We start from the raw sequence: 26,211 nt of genomic DNA, 5'->3' as shown, positions 1-26,211 counted from the left end.
GACTTCACCGTGAAAGTCCCCCGGCGATCCTGATCTTATGGGAGCGACCTCCGGCCGCGATGGGGACTCGCCGGAGGCCGTAGGGTGGACAAGCGATAGCGCAGTCCACCGAATCCTGCGCCGCCGCTGGTGGACTGCGCTACGCTTGCCCACCCTACAACAGCGCCTTTCTTGGGGTGGATAAGCGTCTAGCGTTCGCACCTGATATCCAGACAGACCTTCGTGTAGGGGCGGGTTTGAAACCCGCCCCTACGTCCGGTTATCACGTCCGAAGGCTCCATGCTGGCTGCTGCCCGGATTTGGAACTGCTGCCGCGCTCGCCGCGAGGTCGTTGGTCCGCACAGCGGACCCTACGGAAGCTGACAGGCTCAGGGGATCGTCGTCCGGGCCAACCGGAAGCCCAGGCTGCGATGGGCGAAAGCAGGCGCGGAGCGACAGCGGTAGGCGGAACGGGTGTCGCCGACATAGCCGCGCCAGGAGCCGCCACGCACCACCCGGCGCGCGCAATTGCCTTCCAGCCAGGCACTGCCGTCGTTGGGTGCGCCCTCGTAGCCGTCGTTCCAGCAATCCTGAGTCAATTCGTTCGCATTGCCGTGGATGTCGTAGAGGCCCCAGGGATTGGGCGCATAGCTGCCGACCTCGACTGTCTTGTCCAGATTGACGCCGGTATGCGCACCGCACCGCGCATAGTCAAAGGTGCCGTCATAGTTGGCCTGATCCGTGCTGATGCACTCTCCGGTGCTGAACGGTGTGGTGGTGCCGGCGCGCGCGGCGTACTCCCATTCCGCTTCGGACGGCAGCCGATAGCCCGGTCCGCTGATCCGATTCATCCACCGGACGAAGTCTTGCATATCGTTCCAGGTGACATTGATGACCGGCCGCTTACCCCGACCCCAACCCTCGTCGCTCGGTTTGCGGACGCAGGCGCCGTCGGTGACACAGGCATCCCAATCATCGAAGGTCGTCTCGTACTTGGCAAGCTCGAACGGCAGGACACAAACCTCGTGCTGCGGCCCCTCATCGGGGTCCCGCTCGGGTTCGGTCTCGGGGCTGCCCATCATGAAACAGCCGCCGGGAATTGCGACCATGACGATCTCGGGCGCCAGATCGAGCTTGATGGTCTGTTCCGTACCGGCCGCGACCAAGACCTTGCGCTCCACCGGATCGAAGCCCTGTTTGACGGCGCTGATGCGGTGCTCGCCGGGCGCCAGATTGATCAGAAAGGTCTCTTCGGCAGTGGCCGGCGAATGCCCCTTGCGCTCGCCGTCGACCGACAGCTCCGCATTGCCGGGAATGGTGAAGATGCGTACCGCACCGGTGCTGCCGGCCAGCGTCACCGCGCTCGGCAAGAAGAAGGCAAAGCCCAGCAGGATAATCGTTGAGTAGCGCACGGAATCGGTTCCTCGTGGTTGAGGGGCGGAGGCGGCGTCGGGTGCGGCCCTGAATCCCGGTCATCGGGTCAGCCGTTCCGTGATTCTAGACGAAAACAGGACGCCGGGATGCACTGAACGACCCGGAATCAGCCCTCGGCCAGGATGCGCCGGATCAGGACCCCCGCCAGCATCAGCCCGAACAGGGCCGGCATATAGCTGATGGTCCCATTGACCGCACGCGGTCGGCCATGGCCGGTCGGCTCGGGCGGCAGCGGCGGCAGATAGGTCTCGTCGGACCAGACGACGGTGACCCCGCGCGCAATGCCGGCCTTGCGCAGGCGCGCGCGCACCGCCCGCGCCAACGGACAGACGCTGGTATCCATCAGATCGCCGACCCGGATACGGGTGGGGTCCAGACGCCCACCGGCGCCCATGCTGCTGACGATCGGAGTGCCGGTGCGCACGGCGGTCTCGATCAGTGCGACCTTGCTCGCCAGGCTGTCGATGGCATCGGCGACCTGATCATAACCGGCGGCCAGCAACTCCGGCATCGCTTCGGGTTCCAGAAAGCGTTCGATCAGCGTGAGGCGGCACTCGGGGTTGATGTCGCGGATGCGCGCGGCCATCACCTGCGACTTGAGTTCACCCAAAGTGGAGTGCAGTGCCGGCAGTTGGCGATTGAGGTTGGACGGCGCCACCCGATCGAAATCGACCAGGGTCAGCTCGCCCACCCCGGCCCGCGCCAGCGCCTCGGCGACGAACGCGCCCACCCCGCCCAAGCCGGCCACCAGGACCCGGGCGGAGCGCAGCCGCGCAACACCCGCATCGCCGACCAGGATGTGGGTCCGCTGGAACAACGCAGGGATGGCCGACGCATCGGCACCCGGAGCATCGCTTGCGAGGGCATGGGGCGTACCCGGTTCAGCCTGAGTCATTTTGCTCTACATTCAATCCGGCGGCGTTCCGGCCGGGGCCTCACCCTGGTTGGTCCCTTCCCAGCCGCGGGCCGGCGACCGTGAAGCCACAACATACTAGTAATTTCTAGTCGGCGCAGTCAAAGTCACGCCGGGCCAGTACGACGACACCAAGTGTACAAACCCTGGTGATCAGGATTCCGGGGAGCGCGATCAACACCAGTTGTTTGACCATAAACCAGTCGGCCAGCGCGATCGGCAGATACGCGGGCAACGAAAAGCGAAGGATCAGGTACAACACGACAACAACGATCAGGAGGTGATCGAATGCCAGTGCCAAGACCAACGGGAAAAGACTCAGGCCGGCGGTCAGCCCGATGAAGAGCCCCGTGACCGCCATGCCCAATCCCATGCCGGAAATCGCCACGAGCTTCCGGCCCTGGTACCAGTAGTACCAAGGACTCTTGAGGCTCTTAAAAATAAAAATTATGTATTTCAACTAAATATAACAGAATCGCTTAACGACACCAGGTATAGCCTTCGCATCTGATATCCAGACAGACTTTTGGTGTAGGGGCGGGTTTGAAACCCGCCCCCACGTCCGGTTATCACGTTCGACGCCTAATAACATCTTGTAAATCTTGTTAATCCTGTCTAAATGTATTGGCTTCGCGCTCGCCGTGCGGTTCGGAACCGCCCAAGACCTCATCCCTGCCGATGCTGGCCGGAACGACGATCAAGTCCCCGCCAGGCACCGCACCCCGGCCTCTATCAAGATTCCGGCCACTTGGGCTCGCCGGGTGCGTAGTCAGGCCATCCTGGCCTGACACCGTCAGGGCTGGAAGCCCTGACGACGCACGCCGCTGGCCGGGACTACGATCAAGGCCGCACCCCCGACAACTCGTCCAGCAGCTTCCCCAGCGCCGGCGGGTCAGTCACCACTCGATAGGCCCAGGTCCCGAACCCGCCCGCCCGGTTCACGGCCTCCACCCAGCGCTGTGCGGCCTTAGCTTTCAGATCGGCGTCGTCGCCGTACTGCCCCTTGATCTCAATCAGCAGGATCAGCCCGGACAACAGCACGGCGATGAAGTCCGGCAAGTAACTCGCGGGCACCCCATGCTTTCGGTAAGGGACGCGCAAGCCAAGATGCTCGTTCTTCACCCAGCGGACCACGCTGGAGTGAGCATCCAGCGCAAAGGCGGCGATCTGTTCCCACTGCTTGGTGTCGGCGGCCATCGCGTTCAGGTGGCACTTATCGGCCGGGTAGATGGGTTTGGTGGTGTGGAAGTCGACGCAGCGGGTGGACCCGCGCCCGGCCGATCCGTTGGGAATGCGCGGCAGTTCCGCCTGTTCCCCTTGTCCGAGCGGGCGAGTCCCGCGGCGCAGGGCCTCGAACAGGTTGTCCACCGCGGCTTGGGCGTATTTGTTCACCAGCAATACGTCCACCCCCTCGCTGCTCCCCATGCAGATCAGCTTGGTGGGGTCGGATAGGAAGCGGCGTGCCGCACTGGCTACGTGCGGAAAGAGTGTCTGCGCGGGCAACGCGTGTTCATTTCCTTCGCCGGTCGCCGACTGTTCGCCCTGCCACCGGCGCACGACTTCCCGGGCCAGTCGGAAGGCGACCTGTTGCACCCGAAACTGCTGCCGCCACTCCTTGAGCGTTATCAGCGGCTTCTCGCCCGGCCCGTAGGCCGACAGTGCTCCCGTGGGGGATGTCAGGGAATTGAGCTGAACCTGATCCGGAATCTCCAAGGGGTCGATCGTCAGGGTCGGGACCGCGGCCCAATCCAGGTGAAAGCTCACCGCGCCCGGGCTGAAATACCCTTCGACGATGGGAAACTCGATCTCGAATTCAGACTTCTCCGGCACGCTGAAGATGTGTGTCGGCGGCGGCGGGGGCGGTTTCCCGTTGATCGGCCTGACCTTGAACGGCACCAACTCGAAGGGCACCCCGAAGACTTTGGCGGTTTCCTCTGCGAACAGGCCGGTCTCCTCGTTCACCGCGTAGCGCAACCGCCGCAGCGCCCGCCCGATGACCTGCTCGCACAGCAATTGGGACCCGAACGGGCGCAGGCCCACGATGTGGGTCACCGTGTTGGCATCCCAACCCTCCGCCAGCATGGACACCGAGATAATGCAGCGGATATCCCGCCCGGGCGGCACCCGCTCGTCGATCCAGCCCAGGGTCCTCCCGTCAGTGACCCCATCGTCGACCGCGCCGTCGTCTTCTCCTGCCGCCTTCTCGTTGTGCTTGCGAACCAGGTTCGACCAATCCTCCGGCACCTTGCCGCCGGGCCAGGTCTTTTTCCCAACGGTGTCCAGAATGAAACGCAGGCGCCGGGTCTCGTCCTTGGTCCCGCCCTCCTCCATGTCCTCTACCACCCGGGAGTCGATGCGGACCGTCACCTCTTGTCCCCGCTGGTTACGGAACCAGGGCGGCGCATCTGCCGCGCCCTTACCATCGGCCAGCCAGTCGTAAACCGCACCGGCCACCCGCGTGTCCCGGCAGACCACGATGAACACCGGTGGCACCGGATGCAGCTCGCCCTTGGCCCCTTCCTGCCACTCCAGAAAACGCTTGTGCCAGTCCTGGGCCAACTGGTTGATCGGCGCGGTTGCGTAGGTCATCACCAGGGCCGGCGTCAACGCGGTAGCGTGCCCGTCCTGTTCGGCGCGGTACTGCACCCAGCGCCAGACGTTGAAATAGCTCGCCTCCGCGGCCCCGGTAATATCTCGGGTCGGCAACTGCGGTACCTTCACCAGCCCGGACTCGATGGCATCCAGCAGCCCGAAGTCCGAGACGATCCAGGGCAGGGGTTTACCCACCTCGTTACCCGAGCCCTGGATGTAGAAGGGCGTCGCCGACAGGTCCACGCACAGCCGGATGCCCTTGCGCTTGTCCCCGCCGGCTAGCTTGTTGATCCGGTCCAGGCCCTCGATCCAGATGGTCGCCTCCTTGGCGTTCTTCTTCGCCAAAGTCCCCCGATCCTCGTCCTCGGTCGGGTCCAGCGATACAGTGTCCGGGGCATCGCCACGCCGATAGGCATGGTGGGCCTCATCGTTGAAGATTAGCCAATGCGGGCAGCGCCCACGGCCGGAGCCCAACTCCTGGCGAATGCGTTTCATCCACGCCTTATCGGACTCGAAATAGCGGGTGTCCGTCGCCTCGTTGGACTTGCCGGCGTTCTTGACCACTTGCACCGCCTCGCCGGTCTTCACCACCCGGGCGGAATCCCCGTTGACCGCGTTGCTTTCCTGCTTCGCGAGCCGATGCCAGTTGGCGATCATCACCTCGCCCCGGCGCAGTTCCTCCATCCGCTGGGGCGGCACCAGTTGGCGGGTGCGATAGATGCTGAGATCGCCCAGGGCCGGGTCCAACTCCTTCAGGCGCTCGCGGATGGTCACGTTGGGGCAGACCGCCAGCACCGTATCGGAAAAGCGGTCGTCGGTTGGTTCGGCGATGCGGTTCAGGATGGACCAGGCCGCCAGCATCCCCATGACCGTGGTCTTGCCGGTGCCGGTCGCCATCTTGCAGGCGAAACGTTGGAAAGCGCGAAAACCCGCCGCCTTGGCCTGCGCCCCCGGCTTGTCCAGCGGGATCGGCGGCATCCCTTTCTTGAAGGCTTCCGCCGCCTCCACCAGGAAGATGATGGTCTCCGCGGCCTCGATCTGGGCGAAGAACAACCGCTGCCCCCGGCGGTCGGTCCCGGCGTGCCACAGGTCCAGCAATTCCCGAGTGACCCCACTCGCGCCCGGATAACCCGCCGCGCGCCACGCCGCAAGCCGCAGGCGAATCCAGGTGACCCGGTGGAACTCTTCCTGTTGACCCAGGTCCAGGCCATCCTCAAGGCGCCGATCGCCCTTGAGGGACAGTTGGGCCTTCGTCTTACGCCCGCGGGTCGCACTGTCCGGCACCCGGTAGAAATAACTCGCCGGCCGCCGTCCTTCGGCCTTCACCGGCGGCTTGCCCCGCTCGATCTGCCAGTGATAGCGCGGTTCGGCGAAGGGCGAATTGATGATCGGGGTCTCGACCTCGTTGGGGGCCGCAGTAGAGTCGTTCATGCGGCTCCTTGCGTGCCTGCGGTGATCCACTCGCCCTTCCGCGGTCACCGAAACGACTCCTTCAAGTCCGCACGGGTATAGATCTCCGGCTCGTCTTCCATACCACGCATGGCCGAATGCAGGGATAGGTCGGACCACTGAGTCTCTTCTTCGCGTGCCTCTTGCTCTTGCATGCGGGCGGCGAGAAAGTCGGCGAAATCCAATACCTCGCGCCGCGCCACATCCGGTAAGGACCTGAGTCGTTCGATGATTGCATCTTCAGTCGTCATGGGTTTTTCTCGCTCATTTCGGATTTCTCTCCAATCGCGTGGAATCGCTCAACCGCCCAGCGGCTTGATCACCATCAGTTCATTGCCCCGCTCGTCGATGACCTTCACGGCGATCTGCCGATGGGTTCCGGCCGCGAACGGTTCGCTCTCGGTACCGGCCAGATGCGCCCAGATGCCTTCCGCGAAACGCCCGCGCAGCGACCGTTCCAGGTTGTCCCAGGCGGAGGTCTTGGGAAAGAACACCTGCCGGGCCATGAAGACCATGCCGTTGTAGTCCGGGTCGAGCATCCAGCACGGCAGATCGTCGGCGGCAATCGCCTCGGTCTCCAGATCGTGGGGGCGGAAGATGTCCAGGCCCAACAGTTTGACGCGATACAAGGAATCGCCGCTCGGGGCCGTCTCCCTGGTGCGCTCCACCCGCACATCCGGCAGCCCGGTGACCGAGAAGACCTCGGACGACGCGCTGGTCTTCAACAGATCGGACATCACCACGTCCGGGGTCACGGCGACGTAGACACAGGGCAGGCGCAGCTTTTTGCGGTCGGACACCAACTCCCGCGCCTTGGCCTGAATCGCGAAACCGAACAGATACAGTGCGTCGAACTTCAGGTAATAGGCCTCCCGCGCCGCATCAAAGACCTGTTGGGAGTCGATGGCGCCGTCCTCCGGTCCGAAGACCACGGCGATCCGCTGGCCCCCATCGTTCGCGTTGCCGGTGCGCTCGACCGCCTCGGCGTGCAGATACTCGTGTTGGTCGCCGGACAGGGCGCGCACCTTGGCCAGGCTGAGCGAGACATTGCCGGGCAGGCGCAGGGTGTGACTCTTGCGCAGGACCTCGATCATGCGGTCCAGGTAGCGGCGGGGGTTTTCTTGGTGGAGGTTTTTCGTTATTGGTTTTTCGTTTTTCGTGGGGGAGGCGGCGTCCGCGACGCCGTTGTGTTCGGTTGGCGCCCGTTCGCTATCGTCGTCGATGCTGCGCGCGGCCTGGACTGTCGACTCCACGGTGAAGCGCCCGCAGACGCGGGTGATCTTGGTGTTGACCTCCGGGCGGTCCACCAGGGTGACGGTCTCCGGCTCCTCGTCGTTGGCGATGGATTTCAGCGTGATCCGCGGCACCAGTCCGCCGACCTCCTCGCCCTTCTTGTTCTGCTTGCGCTGGTAGACGAAGCCGTCGGCTGGGCCACGGCTCGGCTCCTTGAGTTCGTACCAGGGAAAGGTGGCGGTCAGGAGGCGCTGCCGAGCCAGGGCGATCGGGACCCGGGAGGTATCGCAGGTGATCCAGCGGCGGCCCCATTGCTCAGCGACATAAGCCGTGGTGCCGGAGCCACAGGTGGGGTCGAAGACCAGATCGCCGGGGTCGGAGGTCATCAACATGCAGCGTTGCACTACCTTGGTTCCAGTTTGAACGACATAAGCCTTAGACTCCGTGAAGCTGCCTGTGCTCGTGTCATCCCATACGTTAGAGGTGGGTTTCACAGGAAAATCGGAGAGGAACCGTTTGTATCTCAGCGTGACGCCGGATACGCCTAAGCGTCCCGCACGTTCCAAATTTTCCAAGCCCTTCTTATCGGTCTTGAATGTACCCTTGGTAAGGTTGTACGTTTTGCGACGAAAATCGTAGGATCGAAGGTCTCCTGAACCAGCAGGTCGCGGCGACGTTATGTTATCTAATGCGAAAATTCTTGCTTGATTCGGCAAGTCTGCCGCGCGTTTTTGCTGCTCACTGGTAAGTGTCAGCTCCTCACCTGTTGACAACTCCACATACTTATATATGCCATCTGGCTCCAGTGACTTCTCAAGATAAACCGCTTGAAATTTCATACGTTCACGATCTTTGGCATACCACACGATGAAATCGTTGACGGTTGCCAGCAAGCTGCCAGACGCAGTCGTGGTTTTTCTGAATGAAATAACACTTACGAAATTATGGGCCGAAAAGACCTCATCCATGACCTCCCGCACATGGTGTAGATTATCATCCGAAATCTGCACAAAGATACTCCCGCTCTCGGTCAACAACTCCTTAGCGAGCAACAGCCGATCACGGATAACGGTCAGATAGGAGTGCAGCCCCAATTCCCAGGTATCGCGGTACGCCTTGACCATCTCCGGCTCGCGGATCATGTCCTCGTCCTGCCCGTGCTTCACGTCGCGCTTGCGCACGAAGGGCTGGAAGTTGGAACCGAATTTCACGCCATAAGGCGGGTCCATATAGATCATCTGGACTTGCCCGCCCAGCCCCTCGTATTCCAGCAGGCTGTTCATGACCTGAAGCGAGTCACCCAGCACCAGGCGGTTGCTCCAGGGGCCGAGGTGGTCGTAGGCGTCGAGTTGATCGGACACGTCGAGCTTGGGGTCGCCGAACAGGTCGCCGACCGTCCCGATGGCTTTGTAGCTTTCGAGCGTGGACAGAATGGCCTGGGTGGACTGCCGCTCGTGGACGAATAGCGGGATGGTCGGCACCCGGATCTGCTGCCGCTCCGCCTTGCCGCTCCAATTCAGGAAGGGTTGCGTCAGGCTCCTGAGCCGGGCTACGCACTCCGGAATCGACCGGAAGCGCTCGCCGGTGCCGACCCAGGCGGGGGCCTGCGCAAACACCGCGGCCTCACCCTCCAGCGCACCCCGTTCGATCAGGTCCAGCAGCCATTCGGCAAAGGTCCGTTCGGCGTTTTCGTCCCAACACAATTCGGGCGCCAGGGACGCGTCATAGCGGTAATCCTTGGGCGGGCGTCGGTCCGGGAAGTCCTCCTGCACCCCCATCGCGGGCCGTTGGACGGCCTGGTCCGCATGTTCGTAGTCGCCGGACTGACCTGGTAACCGGGGTTCGACCTTGGACTGATCGCCGGCCTGGTCAGGGTCTTGATCGGACGGGGCCTGGGGCTCTGTCGCCATGGGTGGGTCTCTCGCTGGTCCTGGGCTCGGGGCGGGGGCACGCGGCGTTGGTGCCTCGGCGATCCGCGCACGCGCGAGAATGCCACAGTTCGCACACTGTTGCCTTAGCCCCCTTGGCTGAAACAGCAATTCAACATTTGGGCGGCATGGCGCGACCCCTGGTGGATGCGGCGCGCGCGACCGACCAGGGGACGGTTTGAAATTGCACGGCAAGCACGAAGCCAATACATTTAGACAGGATTAACAAGATTTACAAGATGTTATCAATTCTTAATCTTGTCAATCTTGTTAATCGTGTCAAGAAATTTCGGAACTGGTCAGGGTCGTGGCTGGAACCATGATTATAGCCTTCGTACCTGATATCCGGACAGACACTCGTGTAGGGGCGGGTTTGAAACCCGCCCCTACGTCCGGTTATCGCGTCCGACGGCTAAATTCACAATAGACCGGAGGTCGAGGCTTGAGCCGGACCCGGCACAATGCGAGCCGGGACGGACGCTGGTGGTGAATTCTCCCGACCGCGGCGTCCGGAAAGAACCTATCTCACGCCAAGTCGCCAAGCACGCCAAGAAGAGCGCAATTCTGCGGTGACCCAGTCACTTCGCGAGCGCCTCCGGGTTCGCTATCGCCTTGAAGACCCTTGGCGTCTTGGCGCCTTGGCGTGAGCCATTCCGGGTCTGAGCCAAGCCGGGGCGGTGGATGCGTCCGCATGGGCGCAATTCGCCACCAGTGTCCGGAGCGCGCCGGCGCGACGGCGCTCAGTCGCCGTCTTTGCCGGTGAACATGGTGCTCTTCACATGTCCCTTGGCGTCGCTCAGGCAGGACCAGGGCGCGTTGGCACCGGGCACGATGACCATGACGGTGGTGTTGGACCCGGCGGGCAGGACCTCGCTGACCGCGAGCCGACCGCGCGGCTTGCCGACGGTCTTGGCGACCGCCGCCAGGCACGCCTGCTCCGCGACCAGGGTCCCGTGGTCGCCGGGCGGGTCCGCAACGAAACCGGCCTTGGCGTTTTCCTGCTTGGTCTTGTTGATGTCGCAACCCTGCGTTTCAGAGACTTGCGTGCAGCCGGAGCGTTCGAGCAGCCGCCGGTAGTCCGCGTCGATGGCCTGGACGGAAGTGGTTGCCAGCAAAGTCACGCAGGCGACGACGAGCGATGGCATCTTCATCGGTCTGTACCTTGTTCGGATTGAATGGCGGTATTACTCGCAGTCGAGCATGGTCACATCGACAATTGAGGCGTAATGTCCGTTGACCGTGCGCACGGTGACGCAATGGTCGCCCTTACGCCAGTTGGTGTAGGAGCTGCCGCCGCCCTGTTCGCCCTTGACGTACTTGTAGCCGCGCTGTTCGAGTTGCTGCTCCCCGCTGCTCCCGCGCGCGCCGACCAGATCCTGCAGTTCCTTGGCGCCGCCGGTGCCGGAGGCGGTATGGCTGGCGCCCTCGTGCTTGTTCATCTCATTGACCGCCACCGCGCCGCCGATCACCGCGGCGGCGCCGATGGCGAGCTTCTCGGCGGTGCCCAAACCTTTGGGCTTAGGACCGGAGTACTCGGCGGAAACGACGTGGCGGTTCTTGACCTCGCAGGTCCAGGGATGCTTGTCTCCGTCGACCTTGGCGAGACCCTGGACCTTGAAGTGGAGCGCGACGTCGTTCAGGCGCTCGGCGGTGGCGTCGCGCAGATCGGTGATCTTGTATTCGCTGCGAATGCGGCTCTCGCAGTCATTGATCGCGTCCTTTTCGGTATACGCGAAGGCCGCGCCGGGCGCGGCGACCGCCAGGGCGAGCAGCAGACGGGAAGACGCGCGGCGGGCATGAGTCCTGGACATTGTCGTTTTAGCTCCGGTTGACGAACGAGCGAGGCCGATTGAAACCTGGCCTCGGGTGAATGAGGGGCGGTAGCGCACTGAAGGCCGACGTTCTCTTTCTTGATGATCGGTGCCCCGGTGAGTTCTTGGGTCTCGATCCAGGGCAAGATCAGCACCTATCGGGCGGCAGCAATAGTAAGGATGCACTGGACCAGGTTCAAGCCGTCGGCGACCCTGCCGCGCAGGGCCTGCCCGTGATCTTGGCCCCGTTGGCCGCGATCGGTGCCTTGGCGAGCGGGTTGCCCAGACGGCGAGGCTGCGTCGATCGGCCTCGCTCTGTTCGCCGCGGAACCGACACTGGTGGCGAAATCTCCCGACCGCAGAGTCTGGAAAGAACCTATCTCACGCCAAGTCGCCAAGCACGCCAAGAAGAGGGAGGATGGAGTCAGGTCTCGCCTTTTAGCATTGCAATGAATGAAAAATGACCTCCAGCGTTGGGAGTCGGAGAGGATGGGGTTACGGGGAGGATGAACGGACATAGGGGTCAGCTCTCGCCTTCTTGCATGCTACAATGAAAGAACTGACCCCACCGCCTTGGCGAGCTTGGGTTGCCGAGGCGGCGAGGTTGCGTCGATGGGTGTCGCTCTGGTCGCCGCGGAACCGACACTGGTGGCGAATTCTCCCGACCGCGGAGTCTGGAAAGAACCTATCTCACGCCAAGTCGCCAAGAAGAGCGCAATTCCCCTGGGTTACACCGGACGATGTGGATGAATGGGCCGAGGAGCTTGGAGTATCGACCGATGTCGTTGAGCGTCAGATCGAGAATCACCGGTTGGCGGCGCTGGCGGGGTATTGAATCGCGTAGCTCTATCCAGCGGCGGCGCAAACCCGCGATATTGCGACTGTAACCGCCGGCATCCTATCTCGGGCATTTTGCAGCGGAACAATCGTGAAGCCAACGATCTATCTGGAAACATCTGTCGTATCCTACCTGACCTCCCGGCCGAGCCGAGACTTGATTACGGCGGCGCGACAGCAAATCACACGCGACTGGTGGGAACTGGCACCTGGACTTTGGAATCTCTCCATTTCAGAGCTGGTCATCGAGGAAGCCGCGAGGGGCGATCCGTCGGCTGCGCTGTTGCGCCTTGATGCCCTTCAACAGTTGCCTGTGCTACCTATCGAGACCGCCGCCAAGGAGTTGGCGATGGCGATCATGGCGGCCGGAGCGATCCCCGTCACCGAACCGGAAGACGCGCTGCATATTGCTGTCGCAACGGTCTCGCAAGTGCACTATCTCGTCACCTGGAATTTTGCCCATCTCGTCGGCCCGGACGCGAAACTCAGGCTGTTGGATACCCTGCGCGCACTTGGACACACACCGCCCCTCCTGACAACCCCTGAAGAACTTCTGGAGATTGCAAGATGATCCTGAACGAAACCAACGAACCGAAACCGACCACGCCAGGTGCGCCTGATGCAATCCTTGCCGAGCTGTGGGAGGTGAAGCGCGAGATCAATCGAGCGGCCAATTATCGTATCGATGCTCTGGTCCGGATGGCCCATGAATCCGCCGAGCGCGTGCGGCAGCAATGGCGGGAGAAGGGTCAGGCGCAAGGGTAAAGCCCGATGGTGGAGAACGCACCGGAATCGAAATCCAATACGATCGGTGTCATTCGTCGCCTCCCGATGGATAGAAAATCCAATCGCACGGCGACTGGAGTTCCGGGGACAGCATATTCAATTCACGGGGTGTTCCGGGGAGGGTCCGCAGGATCCGGCGAGCGGGAGCGAACCGATGACCAGCCGCGCTCCGCGCACATCAAACCGCGCTGCCTTCAGAGACCGCTCCCCGGCGGATAAACCAACCGTGTCCCCGCAAAACCCCAACGGCTATCCGGGGCCGCGGCCGAGCGATAACTGGCACGACGCAGGCAGCGCTGCGTGTGGAGCGAGGCCCCGCGCAAGACGCCGTCGCCGCGACTGAAGACATCGTCCACGGCCTGAGAATCCGGGAAGGGCACGAAATCGGGATAGGGGTGCAATGGATTGGCGCACCACTCCCAAACGCGCCCAGCCCCATCGATCAGGCCGGCGCGCGCGGCGACTTCCCACTGGTATTCGTGCTGGACGACCGCGCCCGCGTGATCCCCACCCAGGCTGGCGGTCCAGGCGGCGAACGCGCGGGCCTCATGCCGGTTGATCCCGTTCACCGGCTGGTCCGGCACCAGGTCGGCGGGGCCGTTGAGGTGCTGCTCATACCAGCAGCCGCGCGCATCCTGCCGCCAACCGAGCGGGGCGGCAGCCTCCAGCCAGGCGTCGCCGTCGGCATCCCAGAGTTCCCGGCGCTGGTAGCCGCCATCGCTGATAAAGGCGAGGTACTCGGCGTTGCCGACCGGCCGGACACTGATCCGATAGGAGGCGAGTTCGACCGCCTGCGGCGGCAGTTCGAGGTCATAGGCACAGGGTTCGCCACGTGAGCCGATCCGGTAGTGCCCCTGCTCGACGGCAACCCGATCCAGCGCGGGGGGCCGGGGCGCGAGCGGGATCTCCACCTGGTAGTGGTCACGCGGTCGGCTCAGGGCACGCAGCCACAGGAGCGCGAGCATGCGCTCATACGCGCGTGCATTCTCTTGCAGGAGGTACCAGGCCAGTCGGTCATCGGCGAGCAAGGGGTGCCGGGGTAGCGCACCGGGGGTGGCCAGTCGGCGCAGATGCTCGGCCTGGATCTCGCCGGCCCAGTCGATCAGGTGCGCGGGCGGCGGCAGTCCGCCGCATACCGCGGCGTCCGGTGCAGATGCGGGACCCGCGGCGAACAGGTGGCGCACGCGCGCGGTCAGGTCCGCGTCCCCGGCCACCACCTCCCGCAGCCAATAGGTCTCGCGGTAGACCGCCTGGGCGAACTGCCAGCTCAGACAGCCCAGTCGCGGTTCGTATGGCGCAGCCGCGTCGGCTGCGGGGACGCCGCGCAGGAGTTCGCGCAGCAACTCATGAATGCCGCTCAGCGCGGAGAGAATCTCGGTGTTGGCCATGGTCGGGTCTTTACCGTAAAAGTGCGTGGTCAGGCCATCCTGGCCTGACGGCGTCGGGACTGGAACGGTCAGGGCTGGAAGCCCTGACTACGCAGCGGTCGAGAGGGCTTTCATGTTCCGGGGTGGCGCTGGCGCCATGGTCGTTAGCGGGCCGCGGCGGCGCGTCCGGCTGAAGCCTCGACCTCCGGTCTGTTGTGTGCGTGCATCGTCATCCGCACCGCACCCAAGGTGATTTCCGGGAAATGATCCACCGACGTGGAGGGACGACTTTCGCCTTGTAGGGTGGACAAGCGCAGCGCAGTCCACCGGCGGCACGCGGGGTTCGGTGGACTGCGCTAGCGCTTGTCCACCCTACGGCCGGAACGGTGATCGAGGCCCAGCCGCTCAACCGAACTCTTCGACCCGCGCGGTCCCGAGCTGATGCTCCAGCACCCGGATGCGCGCACGCAAGGTCTCGAGCTCGTCCAGCAGGTCCAGCGCCAGGGCGGTACCGGACAGGTTCAGCTCGAGGTCACGGCGCAGGCGCTGGGCACGCCGCGCCCGCCGCACTTGCAGACCATCGAAGCGCCACTCGGCCGGCGCCTGACCCTGCCGCGGGCGCAACAAGCCCTCGGTCACCATCAGTTGCAGAGACCGCGCGCTGGAGCCGCACAGTTGGGTCAACTCGGCCAGGGTGACGGCCATCCCCTCGTCCAAGACAATCCCCTCGAGGCGAATCTCAGTTTTTACCATGGTCTTCAGACCCCCAATTCAGCGCGCGGATTGAAGCGCAACTGCTCGGCCATGTGTTCATAGACCCGCTTCGCCTCGGCCGTGTTGGCCGGCGGCACAACGATCTCCAGGAGCACCATTTCGTCTCCAGGCGGGTCACCGGGTAGGCCGCGTCCCTTCAGACGCAGCCGTTGACCAGTCTGAGACCCCGGCGCGATCTTGAGGTTCACCGGACCACCCAGCGTCGGCACCGGCACCGTCGCACCCAGGGCCGCCTCCCAGGGGGCGATGGGCAAACGCAACGCGATGTCCTTGCCGTCCGGGGTGAAATGCCGGTGCGGCTTGATCTCGACCTCCAGATAAAGGTCTCCGGCCGGTCCGCCGTGGGCGCCCGGACCGCCTTGACCGCTCAGACGGATCTGCTGGCCCTGGGTCACCCCCGCCGGGATACGGACGCTGAGCGTGCGTGCATGGGTACTCATACGCCCGTCCGGCCCCGCTTCCGGGACCTCCAGCTTGAGTTGCCGGGTGGCGCCCTGAAAGGCATCTTCGAGTTCGATCTGAATCCGCACCGTCTGGTCCTGTCCCCGCCGTTTGCGCGCCGCGCCGGCGCCGCCCGGGCCGCCTCTGAAGTCACGCGCGAAGAGGCTCGAAAAGAAATCGCTGAAATCGGCCGCCTCGTCCTGGCTGAAGCGAAAGTCGTGCGCACCGCCGCCGGGCGGCGGGCGAAAGTCCTGACCGGCCCGCCAGTTCTTGCCGAGTGCATCATAAGCGGCACGCTTCTCCGGGTCATGGAGGACCTCGTTGGCCTCGTTCACCGCCTTGAAACGGGCTTCAGCGTCAGGCTCCTTGCTCACGTCCGGATGGAACTTGCGCGCCAGCTTGCGGTAAGCGCGCTTGATCTCGTCCTGGGAGGCATCGCGGGCCACCCCCAGAGTCTGATAATAATCCTTGTATTCCATCGATGAGCCTCGGAGCAGGGTCTTTAGTATTCGCGGATGAGCGCCAGCCGGCGACGGATAAAATGGGGGTTCATGTGGACCATTACACCAGAGCGCCGCGAGGCCGTCATCCCGGCGCCGTCAAGACGCGTCTTCCGATCCGGTGAGCACCGGTCCGTGGGCCGGCACCGTCCGCTCGCGCGCCCAGACGCGCAGCGCGGCGATCTGCTCGAACATGACCACCGACAGCGGCTGGGTGCGCGCGAGTTCATCCACCAGCGCCTCAGTATCAGGCACGCGGGTGGAGGCGTCCACCGCGTAGAGCGCGGAAACCACGGCCTGCTCGATCCCGGCTCCGGTGAACCCCTCGCTCGCCTGGGCCAAGCGTTCCAGATCAACCTGCGCCGGGTCGAGCCCGCGGTTGCGCAGGTGGATGGCGAAGCACTCGGCGCGCACCGCGGCATCCGGCAGATCGACAAAGAACAGCTCGTCGATCCGTCCCTTGCGGATCAACTCCGGGGGCAGGCGGGCGATGTCGTTGGCGGTGGCGACCAGAAAGACCCGGGTCTTGCGCTCCGCCATCCAGGTCAGCAGCGTCCCCAGGCAGCGTCGCCCGACCCCTTCGTCCTCGGACCCGCTGGCGATGCCCTTCTCGATCTCGTCGATCCACAGCACGCAGGGCGCCAACTGGTCCGCGGTGGTCAGCGCCTTGCGCAAATTCTTCTCGGTCTCGCCGATGTATTTGTCATAGAGCGCGCCGAAGTCCAGCCGCAACAGCGGCACCCCGAAGCGCCCGGCCACGGCCTTGGCCGCCAGACTCTTGCCCCCGCCCTGCACCCCCAGCAGCAGCAGACCGCGCGGAAAATCCTGAGTGCGCCGCGGGTCCAGAAAGGGCTCCCGACGCCTGTCCACCCAGGCTTTGAGGTTGGCGAGCCCCGCCACGTCCGCGAACGAGCGGGTGTCGTACTCGAAGCTGATGATGCCGCCGGGGCTCAAAAGTTCGTACTTGGCCCGCTTGACCTCGGCCACATCGTCCACCGTGATCGCCCCGTCATTGCGGATCGCGTTGCGGATCAGGCGGCGGGCATCGGACTCGGTGACCCCGAGCAGATTCTGCGAGAGTTGATCGACCGCCTCGCGGGCCGCGCGCACACCCGGCGCTCCGGTTTGCCGCCAGGTCTGAGCCTCCTCGCGGATCAGCGCGAGGATGCGGTTGCGGTCCGGCAGGCGTAGATCGAAGCGGACGCACAGGTGCCGAATCTCGGGCGGGACCTCCAGGGCGTGGCTCACCAACACCAGGGTCCGCGCGCGGTCGCCATAGCCCTGGGCGATCTCCTTGACCAGCCGTACATGCAGCGGATCGGTCAGATAGGGATGGAAATCGAGCAGCAGGTAAACCCCAGGCTCAGCCCCGGCGCGCAGATAGCGCAGCAGTTGGGTGGGCTCCGTGAGCCGGTGCTCGGTCTCAGTGTCGAACTCGATGCGCTTGAGCCCCTCGGTCACCGACCAACGATAGGCCGGCTGGGCGATGCGCAGCGCCAGCCGGGCGAACAGCATGATGACCCGCGGCTCCTCCAGCGACTCGATCAGGATAAGCGGCGTGTCGGAGCGCAGAAGCAGTTCGAGATCGTGCAGATCGGGCATCGGCGGTGACTGGTTCAACGCTTGAGAGAACGGGATTGTACCGTGAAAGTCGCGCAGCGACCCCGTGGGAGCGGCGTCCCGCCGCGATGGGGCCGGGCGTGCAGCCGCGGCGTTCGAGGTCACCGCGGCAACGCATCGCGGCGGGACGCCGCTCCCACGGGGGACTTTCATCTTCCGGGGTGGCTTGATGTTCCCTCCATGGTCGTTAGCCGGAAGGGGCAGCATTAAGAATGCGTTCATCCCCAGGCACTGAGGCGCTACGAGGGATGCGGGCGATGATCGCCGTTCCGGCTAAAACGAGCACCCGGATTTATCCACAGATGTCACAACAGTACACAGATGTACACAGATAAAGAAGAATATCTGTGTGCATCTGGGCGCCGGAGGTCGACCGGGTCCTCAACGCCCTGATGCAACCCGAGTGGGTGGTCTATTCCAAGCCCTGTCTGGCCCGCACCGAGACGGTGATTGATGATCTGGTCCGCTACAGCCGTCGCATTGCCCTATCGGACAGCCGACTGCTGGCGTTCGATGACGACAACGCCACGGTGGACGTGCGCTACAAGGACGACCGCGACGGCAATCGCAACAAGGTGATGACCCTGAGCGGGGAGAAACGCATCCGCCGCCTCCTGCTGCATGTGCTGCCGAAGGGTTCATGCGGGTGCGGCATTTCGGCTTCCTGGCGAACCGCTGCCGGGCGCGCTGTCTGGCGCTGATCCGCACTGCGCTCGCCGCCCCGGCACCGGAACCTGCCGAAGCACCGGCGGTCACCGCACCTTTTGAAGGTTATCGGTGTCCCACCTGCCGCACGGGACGGCTGCGTGTGACCCTGCACCTGGCCCCGCGGCGGCGTGGCCAGGGGTGATGAACGCGCCTGCCCCAGCCTAAGCACCAAGGCTCACCCGTCACGTTGGACAGGCCGCATGCGGTCTGCGCTCGCCCCCACGCTGGAACATGGTCTAGAATCGACCCAACATCGTCCGCGTGTCAGCCCCACGTCCTCCTCGGATGTCCACTTTACGCCGCTCTGACCGTCGCCCATGTGCTGAGATACCGCCCGGCACCGGTCGACGACCCTGGGCTCGGGGATACAATTCCCTATCTCTAAAGAAGACCGCGCCCGCAGCGGGCACCGTACCAGGACCGGATTAGTCCAACAAGCGTTTATCCGTTAGCGTAACCTCGGTTATAAATAGGCGGATTGCATATCGCATAACTAAATCACGGAAATCTATAGCATGAATAGAAATAATTTTTTTTCATATCTAAAAAAGACGCTTCAACGGCGTATCGACAATCAACTAATGTTGCATGGCCTCCCTTCCGACTTGGATCTTTCTCTAACACCAGATTATAAAGAGAAAATGCCCATCTTCGCAAAGCACAGGGAAATCTATAAGTGGTTATCCGAGTTTGCCAATAATAAGAATTGCTCAGTGTTAGAAATAGGGGCAAGAAAAGTGCAAATTCCCAAGGAATTTCAATGGATGAACTTTATACCCGAATGTAATTACACCGGCTTTGATGTCCTTCCCGGTGAAAATGTAGATGTTGTCGGAGATGCTCATAATTTGCACGAACACTTTAAACCATCAACATTTGATGTTGTGGTATCTCTAGCAGTTTTTGAACATCTAGCTATGCCTTGGCTTGTTGCTGAAGAAGTTACAAAAGTACTCAAGGTTGGCGGATACGTGGCAATTGAAACACATTTCTCATTTTCAGAACATGAGTTACCATGGCATTTTTTTCAATTCAATAATAGAGGATTGGAAATTCTTTTTAACCCATTGCTTGGGTTTGAAATAATTGACTCAGGCATGTCTAACCCAATTGTAGGGAGGTTTTCTAACTTTGCTTCAGATTATCTCAAAGGTCAGCCTATTGGTAATTTATATTGCCATTCATCTATTATTGCCAAGAAGATAAAGGAACCAATTCCGGATTTTAGCTGGGATAAAGTACTAACCCAAATCAATTCCATGTATCCACCTCCAGAAAAAGGCTGATAGGGAAAGGGGAAACGAAGATCGTCAAAGATCGGGGTCACAAAGATAGCAAAGATAGGGGTCAAGCAAAGATAGGGGTCAGGTCTTTCCTTTTGCCTCCGCTGGCTGACCAAACAACAGATCGCCTAGCAACCGCCTGGCCGCCGACCCAAAACCACGGCCTTGATCATCAATCCGGCCAGATCCAAGCCGACACTCGTCGCGGCCGCGACGGACTGCCGCAGCGACGGGTGGCCGGAATGATGATCAAGGCCAAAACCACGTTATCAGTTCAATGCTAAACTCCAGTTCCGTGCTGGCGGATCTTGGGCCGGCTAGGCGTAACGTAAGCGCACATTCGACAGAGGACCGCATGAATTACGGTGGAATTACGGTGACAGTTTACTAAATGCATTCTTTACTTAATTCCAGAACCGAGAAACGCATAGCGAATGCCTCCGGCGTAGGGACTCCGGTTGCCCGGAGCCCCCGCCACAGACCCGAACGTGCAGTTTTCCCGCATCCGGTTCCTCGGTCGTACTCGCTTTCGCGCGAGCGACACGTTTCACGCAAACACCAGTTCGTGTTGCAAGCAGCGCGACTCGGTGATGCGGGGTTTGGCGATACCAAGCTTTTCGATGGCGCGACCGAAGGCCGCCCATGTGAAACTCTTACGCTTACCCCCGCGCCGGTTCAGCCACTTGAACGCATAGGCAACGGCCGTATTGTAGAAGCGCCACAGGTCCGCCGAGTTACCCCGTAGACCATAGTAATTGTAATACCCTACCAGCCGACGATTGAGTCCTTTGATAAACTCCATGCCCGGCAGGTGCCGGTGGCTCTTGGTCTATTCCTTGATGCGCCGAATCGCCCCTTGCAAGCGCTTGCGGGCCGTGCGACGCTTCACCCGTGGAATGCCTTCCCGGTCGATACACCAGAACAGCTCGAAACCCAGAAAGGTCACGCGCCGTTGCATACTCGGATGGAAGCGGCTAAAACGCAAAACCTGCGTCTTCTCGGGCGCCAGCGCCAGGCCGAATTTCTCCAGCCGTTGCGACAACACCCGATAGAACCGCCGTGCATCCTTCTCGAAGCAGAAGGCGCAGACGAAATCGTCGGCATACCGGCACAGCAGCACCTCGCCCCGACAGCGGGGCTTCACCACGCACTCGAGAGGATGGGGTCACGAGAGGATGGGGTCAGGTCTTTCCTTTTGCCTCGTGTTTGGCGAAAGGAAAGACCTGACCCCTTGCCCATGCTGGCGGGGCCGCGCACGGCCCCGCCAGGGGCGCCCACCACCCCAGCACTACCGCACTGCCTGAGCCGACCGCTCCGGCCCCACCACCGGCCAAGATAATTGTCACTGACCGGCCAAGATAGTTGACATCAGACAGGCTGCGGCGCGTCGGGCGTCGTCTCCTCTTCCATCCCACTGGGTTTGAAGGTCGGCTTGCGCTTCTCGCCCTTGAGCACTGCGATCTCGTCGCACAACTGCTGAATCGTTTCCGCCTGCCGCTGATTTTCCTGCGCCAGCGCTTCGATCAGCACCACCAGCCGCTCGACCAACGGAGTGCGCTCCGCGTCGGGGATCTCGGGCAGGAGGAACGGGCTGGGCATGTCAAAGTGCGGCAGAAGGGTGAGGGTTAATTTCGATGCGATACTTTAACTAATCTCGTCAGCGTACTGATACTGTTGCCGTGACTTTTTGAGAAGTTACCTGCCGAAGGGTTCATCCGGGTGCGGCATTTCGGCTTCCTGGCGAACCACTGCCGGGCGCACTGTCTTGCGCTGTTCCGCTCGGCGCTCGTCACCCCGGCGCCGGAACCTGCTGAAGCACCGTGGGTCCCCGCACCTTTTGACGGCGATCCGTGACCCACGTGCCGTACGGGACGGCTGCATGTGATCCTGCACCTAGCCCCGCGGCGGCGTGGCCAAGGGGTGAAGAACGCGCCTGCCCCAGCCTAAGCACCACGGCTTACCCGTCACGTTGGACAAGCCGCGCGCGGCCTGCGACCTCGCTCGTCCCCACGCTGGAAAATGGTCTACAATCGACTCGAAATCGCGCTCGCGTCAGCCCTGCGGCTCCCTCGGATGCCCGCTTTACGCCGCTCCGACCGTCGCCCACGTGCTGAGATACCGCCCTGCACCGACCGGCGACCCTGGGCTCGGGGATACAATTCCCTATCTCTAATGCGGAAAAGGGGCCAGGCTCGATTACGAATCCAATCACGGAAAAGGGGCCAGGCTCGATTACGAATCCAATAATTGCCTAACGAGCGCCCAAAGAGCGAGCGCGCGCCATCAGGGTTCGAGCTGGTTTGCAGAGTTCGCGGGTGGCGAGCGCCGTCTAGGGCAACGCGTTAGGCGCGGACAGGCTAGGATAAGATCATGCCAACCATATCGATGTTCTACGGGCTCATCATCCGGATGTATTATGCTCCCGGCGAACATCCGCCTCCTCATTTTCATGTTTACTACGGAGAGCACAAAGCTGTAGTCGACATTCGCACTTGCGAGATCAAAGAGGGAAACCTGCCAAAGAAGCAAGCGAAGCTGGTCTTGGCCTGGGCGGAATTACATGAAGAGGACTTGATGGCTGACTGGAATCTTGTCATGAACGGCGAAGAGCCCTTCAGAATTCCGCCGTTGCAATAGTGAGGCACACCATGCACCCTTCTGCTAAGCACGTATCGCCTTTGGCCGATTACGTTTTGTTCATTGAATTCGATAATGACGAAAGCGGTCACCTTGACATGAAGCCCTTTTTGGATTTCGGCGTATTCAATAGAATACGAGATCCCGAAATCTTTAACCAGGTGCGTGTCTCCTTCGACAGCGTCGAATGGCCGAGCGGAATCGATCTAGATCCCGAATTCATTTATACGAAGTGCAACAAGACACCTCACCCAGCAATCGCGTATGCGCCGACCAAGAGCTGCGCGCGCAGCTCAGTGGTAGATTCGAGGCCCGTAAGTTGGGGTGAGGAACGAACCCCAACATTCGCAAGCTCAGACCGAGTTGCGGAATGAATTCAAGAAAGAGCCTCCGGCGTAGGGACTCCGGTTGCCCGGAGCCCCCGCCACAGGACCCGGACGGGAAAAGACCGGGGTCACAAAAGACCGGGGTCAGGTCTTTCCCTTTGCCTCCGCTGGCTGATCAAAAAAATAGATCGCCTGACAACCGCCTAAGCGCCGACCCAATATCACGCTATGAGTTTACTGCTAAACTCCAAGTCCGTGCCGGCGTGGTTTTGGCCGGCTAGGCGTAACGTAGGCGCACATTAGACAGAGGACCGCTGTAATCGAACTGACCAAAGACTTGATCGCTCAATCTCGAGTTATCGCCAAGAGCGAGCGCATACGGGACGTGCAGCGGTTGGTCAATATGTATGGTGGCAAGCCGTCTGGTTGGGCCAAGAAAAGCAGCCCCACACTTGAGCAAGATGGCATCGCCTATGAGTAGCATTGGTACGAGCATTACGGCATTGGCCGATTTGAAACCAAGCTGAAGGTTGTCACACGATAATGATTGTACACCTGAAGTCATCCAATCCACATTATCCCGACCTATCTGCATCTCAACCGTATTTTGTTATCGGGATCGAAGCAGATGATCTTAGAATACTGAATGATAGAGGGAAGCCCTATCTCTATCCTGCGGATCTGTTCGAAGTTATTGATTCAAAGCGCCCCCCGGATTGGGTTACTGAGTTTGGCACTGACGGGGAAGAGTATTCATATCCGGTTTCGTTGAATCAACCCGGCTTCTTCGAGGATTTTTTCGACCAACAGCCTGCGCAGACTTCAACGTTCTGGCACGTGCTCAATCAAACGCTAGCGAAAGCTGCTTGATTGAAAGAAATCGCTAAATGGGCTTAAAACAATGACGGGGTCAGGTCTTTCCTTTTGCCTCGCGTTTGGCAAAGAAGAGGACGGGCAAAAGGAAAGACCTGACCCCTTGCCCCGCGCACCCTATCCTCCCCGGCAGAAAGTGCGTAGTCAGGCCATCCTGGCCTGGCGGCGTCGGGGCTGGAACAGTCAGGGCTGGAAGCCCTGACGACGCAGCCTCGCACGCCGGTCGTTGCGACAGTGGTCGAGAGGACTCTCATGTTCCGGGGTGGCCCAGGCGCCATGGCCGTTAGCCGGTCGACGATTGCGCTGCAATTCTGATTTCGTTGACTTGTTTCCAGGTATCACCCTTCAACAAGCGCGCGCCGTGTTGGAGCACGCGGCACACACGTCAGGCGATTCCCGAGAATAAGCATACCGACGGCGCGTGCCTGCAAGGTCCATAGGGCTGCAGGGGCGTCAGTAGGGGCGACTTAAGTCGCCCCCACAGCCCCCTGCGGATCTTGCTGCACCCGCACAACAGACCGCGGGCCGAGGTTTCAGCCGAAAGCGGTGCCGCCGCCCGCTAAAGCGTCGGCCTCCGGTCGCGTCGCCCCGCTCACCGAAGGTTGAATCCGCGCGCTACGATGTTCTTTGGAAATCGCCTTATCCATCGTATGGAAGGGCGAGGCTTTTCGGCAAACAACGGCCGCGGCTTGCCCGGCCGACCAGCGCCTCTCACCCCAGTTGGGACAGATCCCGCACCGCCCCATGGGCCGCACTGGTGGTGAGCGCGGCATAGGCGCGCAGGGCGGCTGAGACCTCGCGCTGCCGCTTGACCGGCCGCCAGGCGTCTTTCCCGCGGGCGTTCATGGCCGCGCGACGCGCTTCGAGCACGGCGGGCGCGACCAGCAATTCGATGCGCCGGTTGGGGATATCGATCTCGATCAAGTCGCCGTCCTCCACCAAACCGATCAACCCGCCCTCGGCCGCCTCCGGTGAGACATGCCCGATGGAGAGCCCGGAGGTGCCGCCGGAGAAACGCCCGTCGGTCACCAGGGCGCAGGCCTTGCCGAGCCCCTTGGATTTCAGATAGCTGGTGGGATAGAGCATCTCCTGCATGCCTGGACCGCCCTTGGGGCCCTCGTAGCGGATCAGCACCAGGTCGCCTGCGTGGATCTGGTCGGTCAGGATGGCCGTCACGGCGTCTTCCTGGCTCTCGCAAATGCGCGCCGGCCCGCGGAAGGTCAGGTTGGCCGCGTCGACCCCGGCGGTCTTGACGATGCACCCCTGCTCGGCCAGATTGCCGAAGAGGACGGCCAGCCCGCCGTCCAATGAGTAAGCATGTTCCAGGTTACGAATGCAGCCCGCGGCCCGATCCAGATCCAGGTCCGGCCACCGGCTGGACTGACTGAAGGCGACCTGGGTGGGGATGCCGCCGGGGCCGGCCAGGAAGCGGGTCCGCGCGGTCTCCGTGGCCGAGTCGCGGGCGATATCCCAGGCGTCCAGCGCCTCACCCAGGGTGCGCGCGTGCACTGTCGGCACGTCACGGTGGAGCAACCCGGCCCGATCCAGTTCACCCAGGATACCAATGACTCCGCCGGCGCGATGCACATCTTCCATATGGTAAAGATGGCTGGACGGCGCGACCTTGCACAGATTCGGCACCCGGCGGCTCAGGGCGTCCATGTCCGCCATCGTGAAAGCCACCCCGGCCTCGTGGGCCGCCGCCAGCAGGTGCAGGACGGTGTTGGTGGAGCCGCCCATGGCGATATCCAGGCTCATGGCGTTCTCGAAAGCCGCGAAGCTCGCGATGCTGCGCGGCAGGGCCGTGGCATCGTCCTGCTCGTACCAGCGCCGCGCCAGATCCACGATCAGCCGCCCGGCCTCCAGGAACAACTGTTCCCGATCGGCATGAGTGGCAAGCAGGCTGCCGTTGCCGGGCAGGCTCAACCCCAGCGCCTCGGTCAGACAGTTCATCGAGTTGGCGGTGAACATGCCGGAACAGGACCCGCAGGTGGGACAGGCCGAGCGCTCGATGGCGGCGACGTCCGCATCGGTCTCCCCGGCGTCGGCCGCGGCGACCATGGCATCCACCAGATCGAGCTTGATCTCACCCTTGCCGGCCAGTGCGACCTTACCCGCCTCCATGGGTCCGCCCGAGACGAACACCGTCGGGATATTGAGCCGCAAGGCCGCCATCAGCATCCCGGGCGTGATCTTGTCGCAGTTGGAGATGCACACCAGGGCGTCGGCGCAGTGCGCGTTGACCATATACTCCACCGAGTCGGCGATGATATCGCGCGACGGCAGTGAATAGAGCATACCACCATGGCCCATGGCGATCCCGTCGTCGACCGCGATGGTGTTGAATTCCTTGGCGACGCCGCCGGCCCGCTCGATCTCGCGCGCGACCAGTTGGCCCAGGTCCTTCAAATGCACATGACCGGGGACGAACTGGGTGAACGAGTTGGCGACCGCGATGATCGGCTTGTCGAAATCGCCGTCGGTCATGCCGGTGGCGCGCCACAGGGCGCGGGCGCCGGCCATGTTGCGGCCGTGGGTGGTGGTGCGTGAACGGTATTGAGGCATGGTCTTCTCTCGCTGGTCGTGCGCCTGTGCCGGCGGCCTTGAACCGGGTTCGAAAGCGCGGGACTATACACCAGAGGCCCCGCGGGCACCGCCCCGCCAATCTGCGAGGTCGACCGCCTAAAGCCTCGACCTCCGGTCTACTTGCGGCCGGAACG

Annotated in this window: 21 protein-coding genes and 3 pseudogenes; 8 read left to right on the top strand and 16 right to left on the bottom strand. The window is 62.4% G+C overall.

From position 1 onward, the window contains the following. Nucleotides 1-368: 368 nt before the first annotated feature. From A39O_RS0127005 to A39O_RS0126970, 8 genes and pseudogenes are all read right to left on the bottom strand, one after another. Nucleotides 369-1,391 (bottom strand): SUMF1/EgtB/PvdO family nonheme iron enzyme, encoded by a 1,023-nt coding sequence (locus tag A39O_RS0127005; protein WP_020507781.1) that lies wholly within the window; start codon nt 1,389-1,391, stop codon nt 369-371. Between the two features lie 128 nt (nt 1,392-1,519). Next, the gene (locus tag A39O_RS0127000) at nt 1,520-2,308 is read right to left on the bottom strand and encodes a tRNA threonylcarbamoyladenosine dehydratase (RefSeq protein ID WP_020507780.1); all 789 of its coding nucleotides are present in this window, start codon (nt 2,306-2,308) and stop codon (nt 1,520-1,522) included. Nucleotides 2,309-2,414: 106 nt separating this feature from the next. Further along, nucleotides 2,415-2,786 (bottom strand): hypothetical protein, encoded by a 372-nt coding sequence (locus A39O_RS0126995; RefSeq protein WP_020507779.1) that lies wholly within the window; start codon nt 2,784-2,786, stop codon nt 2,415-2,417. 380 nt (nt 2,787-3,166) lie between these two features. Then, complete coding sequence (locus tag A39O_RS0126990; RefSeq protein ID WP_020507778.1) at nt 3,167-6,349, bottom strand: BPTD_3080 family restriction endonuclease; 3,183 nt, start codon at nt 6,347-6,349, stop codon at nt 3,167-3,169. A gap of 44 nt (nt 6,350-6,393) precedes the next feature. After that, complete coding sequence (locus A39O_RS0126985; RefSeq protein WP_020507777.1) at nt 6,394-6,618, bottom strand: DUF2281 domain-containing protein; 225 nt, start codon at nt 6,616-6,618, stop codon at nt 6,394-6,396. A 1,269-nt stretch (nt 6,619-7,887) separates the two neighbouring features. Then, nucleotides 7,888-8,838 (bottom strand): annotated as a pseudogene (locus A39O_RS43720) (site-specific DNA-methyltransferase); the annotation flags it as partial. A 1,430-nt stretch (nt 8,839-10,268) separates the two neighbouring features. After that, nucleotides 10,269-10,679: a hypothetical protein gene (locus tag A39O_RS41310; protein ID WP_020507775.1), complete on the bottom strand. Its 411-nt coding sequence runs from the start codon at nt 10,677-10,679 to the stop codon at nt 10,269-10,271. 33 nt (nt 10,680-10,712) lie between these two features. Then, nucleotides 10,713-11,339, bottom strand: a complete 627-nt coding sequence (locus A39O_RS0126970) for a hypothetical protein (protein WP_020507774.1) — start codon at nt 11,337-11,339, stop codon at nt 10,713-10,715. 928 nt (nt 11,340-12,267) lie between these two features. Between A39O_RS0126970 and A39O_RS0126965 the strand changes: the two genes are divergently transcribed. Both A39O_RS0126965 and A39O_RS0126960 read left to right on the top strand, forming a co-directional pair. Further along, entirely contained in the window at nt 12,268-12,747 is a 480-nt protein-coding gene (locus tag A39O_RS0126965; RefSeq protein ID WP_026199772.1) for a type II toxin-antitoxin system VapC family toxin, read from the top strand. After that, a complete protein-coding gene (locus A39O_RS0126960) occupies nt 12,744-12,941 on the top strand; it encodes a hypothetical protein (protein ID WP_020507772.1) in 198 nt (65 codons plus the stop codon). Before A39O_RS0126965 ends, A39O_RS0126960 begins: the two co-directional genes overlap by 4 nt. Before the next feature lie 215 nt (nt 12,942-13,156). On the opposite strand, the gene A39O_RS35420 is transcribed toward A39O_RS0126960, so the two are convergent. From A39O_RS35420 to A39O_RS35415, 4 genes are all read right to left on the bottom strand, one after another. After that, on the bottom strand, nt 13,157-14,350 hold the full coding sequence (locus A39O_RS35420; RefSeq protein WP_020507771.1) for an SUMF1/EgtB/PvdO family nonheme iron enzyme: 1,194 nt from the start codon (nt 14,348-14,350) through the stop codon (nt 13,157-13,159). 384 nt (nt 14,351-14,734) lie between these two features. Beyond that, a complete protein-coding gene (locus A39O_RS0126950) occupies nt 14,735-15,082 on the bottom strand; it encodes a chaperone modulator CbpM (RefSeq protein WP_026199771.1) in 348 nt (115 codons plus the stop codon). Nucleotides 15,083-15,087: 5 nt separating this feature from the next. Beyond that, complete coding sequence (locus A39O_RS0126945; RefSeq protein WP_020507769.1) at nt 15,088-16,023, bottom strand: DnaJ C-terminal domain-containing protein; 936 nt, start codon at nt 16,021-16,023, stop codon at nt 15,088-15,090. Between the two features lie 120 nt (nt 16,024-16,143). Further along, complete coding sequence (locus A39O_RS35415; RefSeq protein ID WP_020507768.1) at nt 16,144-17,646, bottom strand: AAA family ATPase; 1,503 nt, start codon at nt 17,644-17,646, stop codon at nt 16,144-16,146. A 383-nt stretch (nt 17,647-18,029) separates the two neighbouring features. Here A39O_RS35415 and A39O_RS35410 point away from each other — a divergent pair. Both A39O_RS35410 and A39O_RS39390 read left to right on the top strand, forming a co-directional pair. After that, a pseudogene (locus A39O_RS35410) lies at nt 18,030-18,514 on the top strand (transposase); the annotation flags it as partial. 373 nt (nt 18,515-18,887) lie between these two features. Continuing rightward, a complete protein-coding gene (locus A39O_RS39390; protein ID WP_083924911.1) occupies nt 18,888-19,658 on the top strand; it encodes a methyltransferase domain-containing protein in 771 nt (256 codons plus the stop codon). Between the two features lie 544 nt (nt 19,659-20,202). On the opposite strand, the gene A39O_RS37200 is transcribed toward A39O_RS39390, so the two are convergent. From A39O_RS37200 to A39O_RS0126915, 3 genes are all read right to left on the bottom strand, one after another. Then, nucleotides 20,203-20,457 carry a hypothetical protein gene (locus A39O_RS37200; RefSeq protein ID WP_020507767.1) on the bottom strand — a complete coding sequence of 85 codons (255 nt, stop codon included), beginning with the start codon at nt 20,455-20,457 and terminating at the stop codon, nt 20,203-20,205. 27 nt (nt 20,458-20,484) lie between these two features. Next, nucleotides 20,485-20,799, bottom strand: coding sequence for a reverse transcriptase domain-containing protein (locus tag A39O_RS37195; RefSeq protein ID WP_020507766.1), 315 nt, complete (start codon nt 20,797-20,799; stop codon nt 20,485-20,487). Between the two features lie 224 nt (nt 20,800-21,023). Then, nucleotides 21,024-21,254 (bottom strand): hypothetical protein, encoded by a 231-nt coding sequence (locus tag A39O_RS0126915; protein WP_020507765.1) that lies wholly within the window; start codon nt 21,252-21,254, stop codon nt 21,024-21,026. 76 nt (nt 21,255-21,330) lie between these two features. On the opposite strand from A39O_RS0126915, the pseudogene A39O_RS43715 reads away from it, so the two are divergent. The 4 genes and pseudogenes from A39O_RS43715 to A39O_RS41305 all read left to right on the top strand — a co-directional run. After that, nucleotides 21,331-21,452 (top strand): annotated as a pseudogene (locus tag A39O_RS43715) (IS91 family transposase); the annotation flags it as partial. A 573-nt stretch (nt 21,453-22,025) separates the two neighbouring features. After that, entirely contained in the window at nt 22,026-22,292 is a 267-nt protein-coding gene (locus A39O_RS0126910) for a DUF4160 domain-containing protein (RefSeq protein ID WP_026199769.1), read from the top strand. Nucleotides 22,293-22,303: 11 nt separating this feature from the next. Next, the gene (locus A39O_RS39385) at nt 22,304-22,666 is read left to right on the top strand and encodes a DUF2442 domain-containing protein (protein ID WP_083924913.1); all 363 of its coding nucleotides are present in this window, start codon (nt 22,304-22,306) and stop codon (nt 22,664-22,666) included. A gap of 495 nt (nt 22,667-23,161) precedes the next feature. Continuing rightward, nucleotides 23,162-23,488 (top strand): type 2 periplasmic-binding domain-containing protein, encoded by a 327-nt coding sequence (locus A39O_RS41305; protein WP_157640439.1) that lies wholly within the window; start codon nt 23,162-23,164, stop codon nt 23,486-23,488. 714 nt (nt 23,489-24,202) lie between these two features. Here the strand turns inward: A39O_RS41305 and ilvD are convergent. Further along, on the bottom strand, nt 24,203-26,056 hold the full coding sequence (ilvD, locus tag A39O_RS0126905) for a dihydroxy-acid dehydratase (RefSeq protein WP_026199768.1): 1,854 nt from the start codon (nt 26,054-26,056) through the stop codon (nt 24,203-24,205). Nucleotides 26,057-26,211: the final 155 nt, after the last annotated feature.

The sequence above is a fragment of the Lamprocystis purpurea DSM 4197 genome (assembly GCF_000379525.1).
Lineage (GTDB): Bacteria > Pseudomonadota > Gammaproteobacteria > Chromatiales > Chromatiaceae > Thiodictyon > Thiodictyon purpureum.
Note: the sequence above shows the minus strand (reverse complement) of the source record. Positions and strands in the feature narration are given on the sequence as shown.

Coding starts and splice junctions, on each gene's coding strand:
- A39O_RS39390 (WP_083924911.1), top strand. CDS start 18,888: ATGAATAGAAATAATTTTTTTTCATATCTAAAAAAGACGCTTCAACGG.
- A39O_RS35420 (WP_020507771.1), bottom strand. CDS start 14,350: ATGGCCAACACCGAGATTCTCTCCGCGCTGAGCGGCATTCATGAGTTG.
- A39O_RS37200 (WP_020507767.1), bottom strand. CDS start 20,457: ATGGAGTTTATCAAAGGACTCAATCGTCGGCTGGTAGGGTATTACAAT.
- A39O_RS0126910 (WP_026199769.1), top strand. CDS start 22,026: ATGCCAACCATATCGATGTTCTACGGGCTCATCATCCGGATGTATTAT.
- A39O_RS39385 (WP_083924913.1), top strand. CDS start 22,304: ATGCACCCTTCTGCTAAGCACGTATCGCCTTTGGCCGATTACGTTTTG.
- A39O_RS0126970 (WP_020507774.1), bottom strand. CDS start 11,339: ATGTCCAGGACTCATGCCCGCCGCGCGTCTTCCCGTCTGCTGCTCGCC.
- A39O_RS0126945 (WP_020507769.1), bottom strand. CDS start 16,023: ATGGAATACAAGGATTATTATCAGACTCTGGGGGTGGCCCGCGATGCC.
- A39O_RS0126985 (WP_020507777.1), bottom strand. CDS start 6,618: ATGACGACTGAAGATGCAATCATCGAACGACTCAGGTCCTTACCGGAT.
- A39O_RS0126960 (WP_020507772.1), top strand. CDS start 12,744: ATGATCCTGAACGAAACCAACGAACCGAAACCGACCACGCCAGGTGCG.
- A39O_RS0126990 (WP_020507778.1), bottom strand. CDS start 6,349: ATGAACGACTCTACTGCGGCCCCCAACGAGGTCGAGACCCCGATCATC.
- ilvD (WP_026199768.1), bottom strand. CDS start 26,056: ATGCCTCAATACCGTTCACGCACCACCACCCACGGCCGCAACATGGCC.
- A39O_RS41310 (WP_020507775.1), bottom strand. CDS start 10,679: ATGAAGATGCCATCGCTCGTCGTCGCCTGCGTGACTTTGCTGGCAACC.
- A39O_RS0127000 (WP_020507780.1), bottom strand. CDS start 2,308: ATGACTCAGGCTGAACCGGGTACGCCCCATGCCCTCGCAAGCGATGCT.
- A39O_RS35415 (WP_020507768.1), bottom strand. CDS start 17,646: ATGCCCGATCTGCACGATCTCGAACTGCTTCTGCGCTCCGACACGCCG.
- A39O_RS0126915 (WP_020507765.1), bottom strand. CDS start 21,254: ATGCCCAGCCCGTTCCTCCTGCCCGAGATCCCCGACGCGGAGCGCACT.
- A39O_RS0126950 (WP_026199771.1), bottom strand. CDS start 15,082: ATGGTAAAAACTGAGATTCGCCTCGAGGGGATTGTCTTGGACGAGGGG.
- A39O_RS41305 (WP_157640439.1), top strand. CDS start 23,162: ATGATTGTACACCTGAAGTCATCCAATCCACATTATCCCGACCTATCT.